Raw genomic sequence first — 13,621 nt, 5'->3', positions numbered from 1 at the left:
TTGCATTTTTTTAGTGTGCGATGCCCTTTCTACATTCGTGATTACGCCGCGTTCACGTTCGCAGAGCGTCTCTGAAACAGAAGTGTGCCGAAGCTATCGCAACTCGCGGTCAATCAAGGTTTGAATCCCTGATAGAGATTAATAGAAATTGCAACGGTTATTCTCATCTATCAAAATGCAGTCACTGCAATAGCAAATTTACGACAACGCTCGCTCTATTTTCATCCACGCTCCAGGGCATCACGCGGATGTTTTCAACGTAACTAGAAAGTTTTCCTTTAGAAGAGGTTAAGGCTCAGATGGTTGAGGAATTTTGCAACAAATCGGCAAATTAAATCATCTTTTTTTCGCCTCACATATTAGGACGGATGCCCTGTATAGCCCTTTGGAATCTGCGCCAGTATAAATACTCAATAAGTGCTTTTGTTGAGGTCAAATCACTGTTGTTTATTGAGTTTATTTTGCCCTGAAACTTGTTTTTTGGCACGCCTACTGCCGTCGTTGTTACCAAAAAACCCAGTCATAATGACTGGGCTTTTGATGGGGTTATATTGACCCAATACTTAGTTATAAAAGTTCTCTATAAGTTGTATTCTGCTTCAAATCGCTACAATTATATAAGTAGCTACAGAAAACAACTAACTGCATTTCGCTATATCCTACTGAGCGTACAACTGAATTGATATAAGAAAATACACTGAAATTTTCAAGGGAACTACCTGCGGCCTATGTAATTCTACAGTTCTTGCCTAAGTATATGCTGCTGTCAGCTTAGGCAACATTATTAAAATTTCGCCAAAAAATGTAAATTAATACATTTAAAATTTAACTTTTGCCGAGAAATTTATTTGTCTGATTTGGGTACATTTAAACTTAATTGTTTTCCCAAAAAGCTTAGGTTTTCCGGCTGCTTCATAACAACAATAAACCTCTGATTTCTTGTGAAAAAGATTCTGTCAACTTGATTTTTATTGATGAAACTTATATTTAGCAGTATTTTGTTACATCTTCACCACATTCATCCGCTAAATACATCAAACACTTAAACCTCAGACTCACCACTTGTTCGTACAGAGGGTTTAACTTGCACAAGGGTGGGATGTGAAAAAGCGTCCGCCCTAAAATTGATACAGTTCTCTCAAATGGGCAATGAGAAGGAATAACTCTACACAAGAGTCTGGCAAGTTTATCATTACGGATTTCTACTAGCTCAAGTTGCTCTTGGATCTGGTTTAATAAGCTGTGATTGGATTGAACTTTATTTGATAAGTACATAAATCAAATTTCCGAAAATCAATCTCTACTCCTTTAAGAGTATAACTAAAGATAGAGAAAAACATCGTAGAATTACGAAACTATTTTTTTGATTTTTAAAAATCAATTTAAAATTCAGTAAATTTACCGAGTCTGTAAAACAAGTCAACTAGTTTTGACTGAGAATTTTTCAGAGTAACAGCTAGTATATATGCGGAATGCAATTACAGTCTTTGACATTTTTGTTGAGTACGCTTGAGCAGTCAAGATAGCTTTTTTAGTTTTTCTCTTTCAATGATTTATTATGGTTGGGGATGAATTTATCCCTGCTATAGGTCGCTTTCTAGTAGTAAACACAGCTTTTTGAAATGCTCCATTGACCGAAGCGCACGGCAGGAATTGGAGTTGAAGCTAATTTGAAAATGGCAATCGCCTTTTAATAAAGAGAACTGGGATTTATAGGCATAGGCGTTTAGTTAGAAAAGATTAATTCGTCTTATTTCTAGCCAGTTGCCTTCACCCGACCTTGCGTGCTGTCTCCATTATGTAGCGCCTTGACTACAGCACTCTCGCAACTGGCCCACACCGGAACAACACAAGCTCATCGTTTGACCGTCCCCGACGTATAGCTTTTTGCTTGCCCCGTTGTTTTGTTATTTCCATTAAAACTGTAATCGCAAGACATTGGATGCCAAATTGCCAAGAAGCGAATGGAGCTTGCCTGGGCTACAGATTCAGGCTCCACAACACTCAACACTTTCTCTTCTACGCTGCACTTGTTGGCACTTGTTTATGTCCTGGTCAAAAACTGGCGATAAGTCAAAAGCTCTCGAACTCGTACAGTGATGATAAGAGAGTTGTGCCATACTTTGTAAATTAAGTTGCCACAACTCATAGTCATTTCGACTATGATTAAGACAAGTGGTGCTGAGGAAACACTTCAGAGTTGAACTTTATCGGGTGCTTAACCTCTAGAACTTAATTTATGAATAGATTAAACGGCAAATACGCTTTAATTACTGGCGCTTCTCAAGGACTAGGACGACAGTTAACAATTGATTTTGCGCGTGCTGGAGCCGCTGGGATTGCAATCGTCGCCCGTCATGCCCAAGCGCTTGTAGCAACACGGGATTATATTCAAACGATAGCCCCTACAACAAAAGTGTTGGCAATCGAAGCAGATGTGGCTCAATCTCCTGACATTGAGCGAATCGTAGCTACAACATTGAGCGAATTTAAAGGACGGCTTGATATCCTCGTCAATAATGCCTCGACAATTGGTCTATCGCCGATGCCTTTTTTGCTCGATTACCCAATTGACACGTTTCATCAAGTCCTTAATACTAACTTGATTGCGCCGTTTTTACTGATCCAAAAAGTTTTGCCTGCCATGATTGAAGAAGGCGGCTCCATTATCAACGTCACCAGTGACGCAGGTGTAGTGGGCTATGCCGGATGGGGAGCGTATGGCATTTCAAAGTTTGGCTTAGAAGGACTTTCGCAAACTTGGGCAGCCGAGCTTGAAGATAGTCCGGTACGCCTCAACTGGGTTGATCCTGGTAACATGAACACCGCCATGCACCGAGCCGCAGAACCAGATGAAGACCCGAAGCAATGGGCAAATCCGCAACAGATCACTGAAATTTTTCTGTACTTAGCTTCCGATGAGTCGCAAGCAGTGCACGGACAAAGGTTTCAAGCACAGCCAGATGACGAGGTTGAAGCTGCCTAAATTAGAACAGGATTTAGAACTCTATGAGCGCCCCATTTTCGTTTGTTTTGCCCTCTGAACTGTCTGCCAAAGAACCACCAGAGCAGCGAGGCATTGCTCGTGATGCGGTACGTTTGATGGTAATTGATCGCTTAACTAAAGCCGTTAATCATACCCAATTTAATCAACTAGGTGCATTCTTACGTCCGGGCGATTTATTGGTCTTCAATTCCAGTCGTACTTTGCCTGCGGTATTGGCAAGCTCTGAGACTTCAACGGGTGAATGTTTACAAATTCGTTTAGCGCATCATTTGCCGGATGGCTCTTGGTTGGCGTTGCTCATCTGTCAAAACGGTGAACCCTTTGCTTGTGGATTGCACTCAGGAATGCAGATCCAGTTAAATAACCAACTGTCTGCAACGGTGGGCGATCGCGATCCTCGCATACAACGTCTGTGGAATTTGCGTTTTTCTCAATCCGGGTCTGAACTCATCCAATCGCTGTACCGCATCGGGCAACCTATTCGCTATGAGTATGTCTGTGCACCTTGGGCATTAGATGCTTATCAAACTGTGTACGCCCGTGAACCCGGTTCAGCAGAAATGCCTTCGGCAGGACGCGCCTTTACCTGGCAATTGCTCTTTAAACTCAAGCGAGTGGGTATCGACATGACTCAAATTGTCCTGCATACCGGATTATCATCTTACCTGGATGATGACCTTGATGCCCAGCATCCTGCGTCTGAGGAGGAATATCTCATATCAGAGGTAGCGGCCACTAAAATCAACCAAACTCGTCGAGCAGGCAGACGAATTATTGCGGTGGGAACTACAGTCTTGCGGGCATTAGAATCAGTCGTGGATGAGCGGGGAATTGTCACGGCAGGACACGGCTACACCCGCTTGCATATTACAGCAACTCATAAATTAAAAGCAGTCGATGGATTGCTAACTGGGCTGCATGAACCGCAAGCCAGTCACCTCGATCTGTTGACTGCTTTTTTACCTGCATCAGTAATTCATGATGCTTATGAGAATGCTGTGAAGATAAAGTATTTATGGCATGAGTTTGGCGATCTAAACTTAATTATCTAGTTTGATTCACAGCCGGAGTTTTTCTTGAGTAAGCGCTTACTTAATCGTCGGTTCGGAAGCTAGGGATAAATAGCCCTGACCAAGCAATTCGCAGTTCGCAATTCGCAATTGTGGACAGAACATAATTGGATAATTGGGCGTTGCATAAATGCGGGATGATTCAGGCAAATACAGGTATTTCTCTATACTTTAGGTAGTAAAGTAACAATCGGATAGAGTATTTGAGCATATCTACAGATTTGGAATAGCATAATGTTTTCCGATGTAGTCGTGCCAGATAATGCCGTAAACGGGTATTCTCACCTTCTACTCTGGTCATATCTGTTTTGCTGACAATATGGTCTCCTGGTTCAATAAAACTGGCATAAACTTTCCATCCCTTCGGGTTCGCAGTCCCCTACAGAAGGAAACCTTCTTGCAGGGCTGTCTCACCATCAGTGACGTAAAAATAACATTGCCAACAGCAAACAATATTCCACAAAGGTTGAAATGTTTCAGCGCTATGATCTCCTAAAACCCAAGCCAAAATACCTTCATGAAAGTGATTTACAGCCGTCCACAACCAGATTTTGTTTTTTTTGAACCAACAAAAGTTTCTAGTTCATCCAACTCACCAACTGATGGTATCTCTGTAGTTGGCGGAGCATCTGGAAGTTGGTCACCAATTTGTTTGAGCCAGTAAATTACGGTTGTATGATGAACACCTTTATCACGCTCAATTGCTCGCAAACCCATGCCATTAACATAGGCTTTTAGGCATTCTTGTTTTACTTTATCTGAGTAGCCTCTTGGTGGACTATAAACATCGATAAATTGACGACTACACTTAACACATATGTGATTCTGTTTACCTCGTCGCTTTCCGTTTTTTCTTATCTCCGTACACTCACACTATGGACACTGCACAGTAGAACACCTCAATTCATCCCTTTATTATGCAACGCCAAATTTGTCTCCAGGACTTACGCACTAAGGTTGTCTGTTTAGACTGGGTGTAAGGCTTTGGAACACATACACCCCTGCACCCCTATACCCTTGTCCAAACCCTTGATTTTCCGTATCACTGCGTAAGTCCTACAAAGGCAACATGATTGCAAATTCAGTTCCTTGATTGAGTGTGGAATTAACCTTAATTGCTCCACCATGTTTTTCTACTACAATTTGATAAGCGATCGCCAATCCCAGTCCAGTACCTTTGCCTAATGCTTTCGTAGTGAATAGACTGTCAAAGATTCGCTGCTTCACCTCGTCTGTCATGCCAATGCCATTATCAGAAATCCGAATCGTTATATATTCAGGGCTTAACTTCTGAGTGCAGATGTTAATTGTCAAATAATCATTTACTCGCTTTCCTTGCTGCCAAACATCTTCTAAAGCATCAACAGCATTAGCCAAGATATTCATGAACACTTGATTGAGTTGTCCCGGATAACACTCAATCTTTGGTAAAGAAGCATATTGTTTGATGATTTGAATTTCAGGTCGTTGCCCCAATCCTTTGAGACGATGCCGCAAAATTAATAATGTATCGTCAAGCCCCTCATGGACATCAAATGGAACCTTTGTGAATGTGTCAGTGCGGGCAAAGTTTCGCAGTGATATGGATATATCTTTGATTCGTTCTGTGCTAACGTGCATCGAATTGAGGAGCTTTGGTAAATCTTCTAAGATAAACTCTAGATCTGTTTGGGCGATCGCATCCTGAATGACAAGTGGTAGTTGGGAATAATTTTGCTGACATAATTGCAGGACATGAGTAAGATCAGCAATATACTCTTGAGCAGGATGAATATTGCTAACAATGCAGCTAATGGGATTATTCATTTCATGTGCTACACCTGCTACCAATTGACCAAGCATTGAAAGCTTTTCTTGTTGCACCAGTTGCACTTGTGCCTTTTGTAACGCTATCGTTCGCTCTGTAACCTTTTGTTCAAGGTTATCGGTCAATTGCTTCAGTTGCAAATGCATTCGCACTCTGGCAATTACTTCTGCTTGTTCAAAAGGTTTGGGAATGTAATCAACGGCTCCTAAAGAGAGTCCTTTCAACTTATTTTCAGTATCCGCCAACGCTGTCATGAAAATAATTGGAATGTTTTGCGTTAATGAATCAGCTTTAAGTCTCTGACAAGTTTCAAACCCATCTATTCCCGGCATTTGCACATCTAACAAAATCAGAGCGGGTAGTTTATGCTGCACAAGTTCGATCGCACTTTCTCCATCTTCAGCGACTCTAACCGCAAAACCTGCACTTTTTAGTGCTTGTGATAGTATCGACAAATTAGTTGGATTATCATCAACGATTAATACAAAATCAGAGTTTTTCATCAGTTGATAAATTATTTTTTATAGAAGAATTAAAAAAATCAACAAATAATTACTATTAAATAGTAATTACTCAGAATTTATTTGGACTGGTTTATCCAGTGGGCTAAGGTTTCTCGCAGTTTTTTGATTTGAAAATTTTCGGCAAGCTGGATCACTTGTTGAGTAAAATCAACATAAAAAGGGTGATTAGTTTTCAAGTTATTAACTTCATGCAATATCCCATCGACATCGCCATTTTTTGCTAATTCATGCAAGCAAGTCAAAAATTCAATCGCAGGTAAAGAGATATCCTGATAATCTGACTGATTATTAGTTTGCTTTCGATTTAAATCAACTTCTGATATTGCTGCATAAATCCATACTAAATTTAGTTTTAACCGCAGTAATTCCAGCAAGTTTTCAGCTACAACAGGTTTAGATAAAAAGGCATCTGCACCAACATCTAAACTCTGATTTTTATCGCTGTCAAACACACTTGCAGAAGAAGCAATTATGGCAATATTTTTTAACTGAGCAGATTGCTTGATGTAGCGAATTAAGTCAAAACCATCCATTACAGGCATGACTATATCAGTAATGATCAAGTCAGGTTGAGATGCAACAGCCTGATCAATCCCCTCTTTGCCATTACTAGCTTCTATTAGCTCAAATCCTATTGGTTCTAGTAAATTTATGATTACCGAACGGTTTTCCCATTTATCATCTACTACTAAGATGGTGCGTTTGTTGCCCTGATAGCCTGTGATAGTTCCTTGTTGCATCACCCTAGAACTTGCAGCCCATTGTTTTGCTTCTCTTAATTTCACTTCAAACCAGAAAACACTACCTTTACCAGGTTGACTTTCCACTTCCAAACTGCTGCCCATGAGGTGGACAATTTTTTGACTAATAGCTAATCCTAATCCGGTTCCTTCGGACTGTTTTTTGATTTCTCCGACTTGCTCAAAGGGAAGGAAGATTTTCTGCAATTGCGCCGATGTCATCCCAACCCCGGTATCTTCTACTTGAAAACGGATTTTATAATTAGTGATGTGTTCTTGGTCATTTGCCACTTGTTGTGTTTCTTGACTAATGACATTTACTTTTAAAGTTACTCCTCCTTTGTCTGTAAATTTGATTGCGTTACCCAAAAGATTAATTAGAACTTGTCGCAGTCTTTTCTCATCAGCATAAATACCAACTGGAAGTTGAGGATCGGGCTGATACTTAAAAGAAACCACTTTTTGATCAGCCTTAATGCGGCAGATTTCAACAACTCCTTCTAGAAATGAGGGAAAATGAAAATCTATTGTATGCAACTCCATTTTGCGAGCTTCGATTTTAGACAAATCCAGCACGTCGTTAATTAAATTTAATAGATGAAAGCCGCATTGATGGATGATTTCAATTCCTTTGTATCCTTTTTCTGATAAGGTTTCAGTTTGTTGGAGGATTTGAGTATAACCGAGGATGCCATTCAGCGGTGTTCTTAATTCGTGGCTCATGTTGGCGAGAAATTCACTTTTGGCTTGATTGGCAACTTCGGCAACATTTTTTGCTTCCTTGAGTTGGGCTGTTCGTTCTTCAACTCGTCGTTCTAGTTCATCATTGGCTTGCCGCAGTATCATTGCTGACCTTTGGTTTTCACTAGTTACAGCAGAAATTACAAAGGTAGTGATAGCGATAACGCAAATGAATGATTGCAGTAAGATGAGTGATTCATTCGGCGAGAGTTGTTTAGCAAAAGAACCGAAGCCTTTAATAGTGCCAAAAACTGCGATCGCTGACACAATCATTACAGCTAGAGTCGATATCCGCGCCTCAAATCGAAATGCTGTCCAAATCAACGGAGGAATGATCATGTATTCGATAGGGTATCCCCCTGAAAAGGCAACCCGCACAATTGCCATCATTGACAGTAAGACAAATGCAAGTTCAAGAATTTGTCGGCGATGAAAGCTTCTTGGCGATGGAGATTTTTGCAACCATGCCAGCACTAAAGGTGTAACAATTAAAATACCTGTGCTGTCTGATGTCAGCCAAGTTCGACAAACGTTATTAAATATTGACCAAGGTGCAATACCACTAATACAAAGCGTTAGTGCAGCCAAGATCGAACTGATGAGGGGACTGGGTATAGTCAAAACTATAAATTTAAAAATATCTTGCGATCGCTCTAAGAAATGGCGACGCTTAATAAACTTTTGAATTAAAAAAGTTGCTACGAAAGGAGTAATTAAGTTGATAGCCGGAATGATAGTACTAATTAAAAGATTGTTCTTAAAAAAGAGAATATAACTAACAATAAAATCACTTAAAAATATGATGGGCCAGACCCGATAGCCTACCAATAACATTCCTGCTAAAAACACACCGAATGAAGGCCAAAATGCTGACGCACCACCGATAAATGTCATGGATAAACCTATGTATCCAAGTCCGAGGTGAACAATAGGAATAGTCAGTGCTGCTATTATAAATGGACGATCCAGGTTGGGTAGGAATTGCTGCTTTATCGTAGTTTGCTGCATTTCTTGTCTCCGTGCAGATAGCTGAAGGCCAGTAACCCTCAACAAAGGTTGTCCAGTTTATAATTCCCAAAAGTGGTTGTGACTTTTATCATCAAGAATAGATATGGCATAGCTGTCAGCCACTAGGCTAGGGGCAAAATGTAAGCGTTTAAGCAGTACATATACGCGGTATTAAAGTATATAAAATTTTCTGATTTACCCTTGCACCCTTACACTCGGTCTCAACGGTCAAGCTCTCGTTTGTTAATAGCAGCAGCCCGAATTAGCTCAGATCTGATTCGTAAAGAAAATCTTAAGAACGCTTCAACCCTTACTCAATATGACTTTCAATCTCTAGGCAGTTCAGGCGTTCAATTTCTGAAAGCTTTATCATCAAGGATTTTCAGCAAGTTTACAAATCAGCTCTCACTTGTAAAAACTGTGACTTTTAAGATGGCAATAGAACTGTATCCATCATCCTTTCGTTGCGACTGTGGACATGAATCGAATTTCTTTGAGAATACTATCAGGGAAATGGAAAAAATGAGCATCCATAAACGAGCCGCTTTAGGAGATGGAGGAGATAACAAACATACAATTGTGTTTTTCAAGGGCAAGGCAATAGAAATTATTTGCCCCAAACTCAGAAACTGCAAAATAACCGACTCACAGTAATGGGCTTGATCGACAATGGCTTTCAAGTCAATCTCGGTAATTAATAGGCATCAGCTGTGTGAGTGTATCACCTACCCCACTACCGCTAGCCAATCGCACACCACAGCCCTACAACCGTCCGCAAAGTTAACACAGGCCTGCCATTGTCCCAAATATCGATTCCATACTGGTTCACCATCAGCAACACCAACAGCCTCACCGACTTTGGAAACAAGCTCAGTGTAGAACTGACTAGCATTCTCTAACCCCTGCCTCAACCTCAGTTTTAACCCTTTCCAGCCCTCCATAGCCTTATCTAATGTATGGGGAGTATCAGTTGATGTATTTTTTGACGGAGGTGGAGAATTTATCAAATTCAGCAACGGTAAAGAGATCCTAGTAAAAACTGCATGGGTCTGGGGATGGGAAGGATTGCTGGAATATGCCAGCCCAATATCTGTTTATCGATAATGACTTTTTTCGTTTTGCTCCTCGCTGTTCACGGGAGCTAGTGGCTCTTTATCCGTTGTGTGTAATTGGTTAGTCTGCGATCGCTTTTGCCAAATTGGGAAATTGTGCCTGGGCTACTCTCCATTATTAAGGTTCTTTTATTGGGGCGATCGCTTTTCCCAGATCAGAACTGGGAGCAATGCGAACGGATTATGAAACTGCTTAACCCTGAACGCGCTATCGTTGAAACAGAGAAAATCGCCGGGTATTGTCTCAACCCAGAACATCCACAAGGAAAGCACAAAGCGCGTGTATTTCAATCTGCACAGACTTAAATTTAGAGTGAACAAGCTTGAAAGTCTCATACAGTTTAGGTTTTATGAGGAGTTAATGTCCTAACCTATACTTCAATTCCTATGACTGCGTTCGTAGTCATAGGAATATCACCTATAGCAGTCCTACATGAGTTAAAAAAATCTATTCTCTATACTGATTATCTTTTACTAGCAGCAATTAATCTAATTTTATTCCTTAAGATAGATAACTTTTTTTAGTAAATCATTATTTTTACAACACAGTTTTCCATTATAAATTTAATATTATTTTTATTATTTCCATAAATTTTATCAATATCTAAAACTCTAGTGTTAAACAGCAAATAATATTACAATGATTTGTTAATTGCTTGATGTATTAATTTGTACTTTATTAAATGTGAAAGTTATTAGGTATCAAGAAATAATGTTGAAACGTCGCACAATACTAGAATGCCTACGATTGATGCTGCTGTTAACTTTGATATTCGGGCTGATACTAATTGTTGATGACGGTTTATCTATAGCTGCACAGAAGGTTGGGCAACCAGGATTTATAAACCCTGTAACTGCTGATATTACCTCCAGTCAGCCTCAAGTGGTACAACCTTCAGTCACCGGACTTGTGTCTACATTGTCGGATGAAGTCTAGGAATTACCAGCCGAGTTAATTCGCTGGTCGACTTACTGGCAACTTTGCTGGGAAGCATATCCTGAAGCTGAAGCATACGAACTGCAAACGGTGCTTATGGAAGGCAAGTCTCCCAAGTTGAAACGACAAAGCGATCGCTGCTTTCGTATACAAGCTGCATCTAATGAAAACCATTTGTCACAAGGATTACTCAACCGTGATTTAATCTTGTTAATGCATAAAATTCAGCTTGGTTATCGAGTGCGAGCCGTCTTAGATAACAACCGCGTCAGTGAATGGTCTCAAGTAATGGCGGTCGGTGCAACTACTATTTCTGGCGTTGCTGATTAAGCATCCCCGCTCTCATAAGTTGCTTGCTGCTTTGCGACGACATAAAAGTCGTCGCTGTCCAAAGCCGCGATGTCTGGGTTACTTGCATAAATAAAGCAGCAAGCAACTTATTTTTGCACGGGCCCTAAAGGAATAAATTTTGTTTCGCACAAAGACTTAGGCCCGAACCCGAATGACACGCTTGAAAAGCTCTTTAGGCTGGGGGAGTAAAGAGGAAAAGTTGTATTTATAAATACTAGAATAGCCTAGAATTCACTTATTTCTTTGTCTGCCCCAGCACAAAAGCGCTCAAGAACAGCTTGCCTCAACAAATAACGCGCACTCTTCGTGCCATTCGGCCCGAACCCGTAATAAAATGCCTAGCCCTTCTTCTCCTGTCGTAGAGGCTGCGCGAACGGAGACGAAGGCAGCGGAATAAGCAATATTACAGGATTTTTTGAGCTAATACTGTACTGTAAAAGGTTTTTTAAGTAATGCTTTCACTTCAATATTGTGGATGTGCAAATGCTTCGGTAAAAGTATTTAATAATCAGTAAAAAGCCAAGGTTTTGTGGAGAACGATAGGTTTACTTGCTGTTTTTTTTATTGCTGAATGGAGTGTGGGCTTATGGAGTCAAAGTTTATCTTTACAGGCAGATGCTGGACACATTTTATCGGATATTACAGCTTTGGCGATCTCGCTAATTGCTAGTTTTTTATCACAGCAACCATCTCAGAAAAAAGCAACCTTTGGAAATCAGCGGATAGAAGTTTTAGCAGCTTTGTTGAATGGATTAGGTTTGCTTATAATCGCGACTTTTATCACATGGGAAGCTATTCAACGCTGGCAACATCCAGCAACAATTTTGGGCTTACCAATGTTAGGAATTGCCGTGTTAGGTTTAATCGTCAATCTGCTCAACATTACTTTGCTTCATCCTCATACTCACGACGATTTAAATCTGCGGGGAGCTTTGCTTCATGTCATTGCCGATACTGTTAGTTCTGTTGGCGTAATTATAGCTGCTATAGCAGTTCATCTTTGGGATTGGTGGTGGGCAGATGTCGCTGTTAGTTTAGTAGTTGCAATTTTTACGGGTTTAAGTGCTTTACCTTTAGTGCAAGAAAGTTTAAAGATTTTTTTAGAGTATGCACCAGAATCAATTGACCCCGTTGAGGTCGAAATATCTCTCAAATCTTTTCCTGGTGTTGTGCAAGTAGAAAAGCTCCATATCTGGGCACTTAGCTTGAATCAGATAATGCTGTGTGCCAATTTGACAGTTGAATGTGCAACTATCCAAGAACGCGATCGCTTACTCAATAAGTTGGAAAATCACATCCGAAAAACTTTTCATATTGCTGAAATAACTTTACAACTCACTGGCTGCAAAAAACCTTCAAGCCTACCAATACATCCTTTATTTAATCAAGATTTAATTTTAATGTTGTCTCGTAGTAAAACAAAGTAAAACAAATTAGAGCCAGATATTTTTACTAATTCTCTCCCAGAATTACTGAAATTAACATGTAAAAGTCATGCTTATTAACATTCAACTTTAGTGTCAAAGCATGGCGCTCGGCTATTTAATAGGAAGTTTCCTGATCATAACTTTCATTCAAAAATTCCCAATGATTTCATTAATTAAACAGTAAAAAGGATTGAGCCAGGATGAATTTTCCACTTTACCTCCTTCTATAACTGTTAGAGAAATTTACTACTACATTGTTATTCCTGGTTTTCGTAGCCAACGAGTTAGTTTGATTACAACTCTATTAGATCAAACAATCTATCCTACTTTAAAAATAGTTCAACTTTACTATCAACGGTGGCAAATTGACATGGATGCAAGAGCGAACGAGTAATGTCTTAATTATTGCCTCAGCTAACAATTTAGAATTGCTACCACCAGAACTGACACGATGTGGACGGTTTGATGACATTTTTAAAGTAGATTTACCTAACAACGGGGAAAGACACGAAATATTCAAAATCCACTTAGCAAGATTTGACAAGCGTTTCCGTGATGGGGGGAATGCGTACAGTGAGGAAGAATGGCGCAGACTCCTGAAAGAAACCTATCGTTGCGTCGGTGCAGAAATCGGAGCCATTGTCGAAAAAGCCGCAGCTTCAACTTTCTGTCTTATGTTTGAGGGTTCTACAAACGACTATCTCTATTCCCAACTCCCAGCATTAGAAATTACTGTTGCATCCTTATTAGAGGCCAGACGCAACATTAATCCGCTAGCAATCAGAGAGGCGGACAAAGTTGAGAGGATGCGAAACAGAGCTTCTTTGCAAGGACTACCTTCGAGCATGGTTGATGATTCTGTTTACAGCCACGGCAATATTAATATTTTTAGTTAAT

At 40.2% G+C, this 13,621-nt stretch carries 12 protein-coding genes and 2 pseudogenes; 9 read left to right on the top strand and 5 right to left on the bottom strand.

Translation table 11 applies throughout. The annotated features are described in order from the left end of the window. Nucleotides 1–987: 987 nt before the first annotated feature. On the bottom strand, nucleotides 988–1,275 hold the full coding sequence (locus AC5JL8_RS17795; protein WP_495881018.1) for a Mo-dependent nitrogenase C-terminal domain-containing protein: 288 nt from the start codon (nucleotides 1,273–1,275) through the stop codon (nucleotides 988–990). A gap of 964 nt (nucleotides 1,276–2,239) precedes the next feature. On the opposite strand from AC5JL8_RS17795, the gene AC5JL8_RS17790 reads away from it, so the two are divergent. Both AC5JL8_RS17790 and AC5JL8_RS17785 read left to right on the top strand, forming a co-directional pair. Then, entirely contained in the window at nucleotides 2,240–2,986 is a 747-nt protein-coding gene (locus AC5JL8_RS17790) for an SDR family NAD(P)-dependent oxidoreductase (RefSeq protein WP_495881017.1), read from the top strand. Nucleotides 2,987–3,009: 23 nt separating this feature from the next. After that, complete coding sequence (locus AC5JL8_RS17785) at nucleotides 3,010–4,059, top strand: S-adenosylmethionine:tRNA ribosyltransferase-isomerase (RefSeq protein ID WP_495881016.1); 1,050 nt, start codon at nucleotides 3,010–3,012, stop codon at nucleotides 4,057–4,059. A 160-nt stretch (nucleotides 4,060–4,219) separates the two neighbouring features. Here AC5JL8_RS17785 and AC5JL8_RS17780 read toward each other — a convergent pair. The 3 genes and pseudogenes from AC5JL8_RS17780 to AC5JL8_RS17770 all read right to left on the bottom strand — a co-directional run bounded on the left by AC5JL8_RS17780 (nucleotide 4,220) and on the right by AC5JL8_RS17770 (nucleotide 8,897). Then, nucleotides 4,220–4,935, bottom strand: a pseudogene (locus tag AC5JL8_RS17780) (IS1 family transposase). A 198-nt stretch (nucleotides 4,936–5,133) separates the two neighbouring features. Further along, entirely contained in the window at nucleotides 5,134–6,387 is a 1,254-nt protein-coding gene (locus AC5JL8_RS17775; protein ID WP_495881015.1) for a sensor histidine kinase, read from the bottom strand. A gap of 77 nt (nucleotides 6,388–6,464) precedes the next feature. Continuing rightward, nucleotides 6,465–8,897, bottom strand: a complete 2,433-nt coding sequence (locus tag AC5JL8_RS17770) for an MASE1 domain-containing protein (protein WP_495881014.1) — start codon at nucleotides 8,895–8,897, stop codon at nucleotides 6,465–6,467. Between the two features lie 432 nt (nucleotides 8,898–9,329). Between AC5JL8_RS17770 and AC5JL8_RS17765 the strand changes: the two genes are divergently transcribed. After that, nucleotides 9,330–9,551 (top strand): hypothetical protein, encoded by a 222-nt coding sequence (locus AC5JL8_RS17765; RefSeq protein WP_495881013.1) that lies wholly within the window; start codon nucleotides 9,330–9,332, stop codon nucleotides 9,549–9,551. 71 nt (nucleotides 9,552–9,622) lie between these two features. On the opposite strand, the gene AC5JL8_RS17760 is transcribed toward AC5JL8_RS17765, so the two are convergent. Continuing rightward, the gene (locus AC5JL8_RS17760; RefSeq protein WP_495881012.1) at nucleotides 9,623–9,913 is read right to left on the bottom strand and encodes a hypothetical protein; all 291 of its coding nucleotides are present in this window, start codon (nucleotides 9,911–9,913) and stop codon (nucleotides 9,623–9,625) included. A gap of 153 nt (nucleotides 9,914–10,066) precedes the next feature. On the opposite strand from AC5JL8_RS17760, the gene AC5JL8_RS17755 reads away from it, so the two are divergent. The 6 genes and pseudogenes from AC5JL8_RS17755 to AC5JL8_RS17730 all read left to right on the top strand — a co-directional run. Then, nucleotides 10,067–10,315 carry a DUF6883 domain-containing protein gene (locus AC5JL8_RS17755; protein ID WP_495881011.1) on the top strand — a complete coding sequence of 83 codons (249 nt, stop codon included), beginning with the start codon at nucleotides 10,067–10,069 and terminating at the stop codon, nucleotides 10,313–10,315. 406 nt (nucleotides 10,316–10,721) lie between these two features. Continuing rightward, entirely contained in the window at nucleotides 10,722–10,946 is a 225-nt protein-coding gene (locus AC5JL8_RS17750) for a hypothetical protein (RefSeq protein ID WP_495881010.1), read from the top strand. A 96-nt stretch (nucleotides 10,947–11,042) separates the two neighbouring features. Continuing rightward, on the top strand, nucleotides 11,043–11,276 hold the full coding sequence (locus tag AC5JL8_RS17745) for a hypothetical protein (protein WP_495881009.1): 234 nt from the start codon (nucleotides 11,043–11,045) through the stop codon (nucleotides 11,274–11,276). Nucleotides 11,277–11,824: 548 nt separating this feature from the next. Next, on the top strand, nucleotides 11,825–12,724 hold the full coding sequence (locus AC5JL8_RS17740) for a cation diffusion facilitator family transporter (protein WP_495881008.1): 900 nt from the start codon (nucleotides 11,825–11,827) through the stop codon (nucleotides 12,722–12,724). Nucleotides 12,725–12,914: 190 nt separating this feature from the next. Further along, nucleotides 12,915–13,118, top strand: coding sequence for a hypothetical protein (locus AC5JL8_RS17735; protein WP_495881007.1), 204 nt, complete (start codon nucleotides 12,915–12,917; stop codon nucleotides 13,116–13,118). Continuing rightward, a pseudogene (locus AC5JL8_RS17730) lies at nucleotides 13,081–13,620 on the top strand (AAA family ATPase); the annotation flags it as partial. The gene AC5JL8_RS17735 and the pseudogene AC5JL8_RS17730, both read left to right, overlap by 38 nt. Between the last annotated feature and the right edge of the window lies 1 nt (nucleotide 13,621).

The organism is Mojavia sp., from assembly GCF_059505145.1.
This window is presented reverse-complemented; position numbering and strand designations above follow the sequence as displayed.

What these genes read in the sequence shown, in the direction of transcription:
- AC5JL8_RS17765 (WP_495881013.1), top strand. Translation starts at nt 9,330, where the DNA reads ATGGCAATAGAACTGTATCCATCATCCTTTCGTTGCGACTGTGGACAT.
- AC5JL8_RS17745 (WP_495881009.1), top strand. Translation starts at nt 11,043, where the DNA reads ATGGAAGGCAAGTCTCCCAAGTTGAAACGACAAAGCGATCGCTGCTTT.
- AC5JL8_RS17775 (WP_495881015.1), bottom strand. Translation starts at nt 6,387, where the DNA reads ATGAAAAACTCTGATTTTGTATTAATCGTTGATGATAATCCAACTAAT.
- AC5JL8_RS17795 (WP_495881018.1), bottom strand. Translation starts at nt 1,275, where the DNA reads ATGTACTTATCAAATAAAGTTCAATCCAATCACAGCTTATTAAACCAG.
- AC5JL8_RS17790 (WP_495881017.1), top strand. Translation starts at nt 2,240, where the DNA reads ATGAATAGATTAAACGGCAAATACGCTTTAATTACTGGCGCTTCTCAA.
- AC5JL8_RS17785 (WP_495881016.1), top strand. Translation starts at nt 3,010, where the DNA reads ATGAGCGCCCCATTTTCGTTTGTTTTGCCCTCTGAACTGTCTGCCAAA.
- AC5JL8_RS17770 (WP_495881014.1), bottom strand. Translation starts at nt 8,897, where the DNA reads ATGCAGCAAACTACGATAAAGCAGCAATTCCTACCCAACCTGGATCGT.
- AC5JL8_RS17750 (WP_495881010.1), top strand. Translation starts at nt 10,722, where the DNA reads ATGTTGAAACGTCGCACAATACTAGAATGCCTACGATTGATGCTGCTG.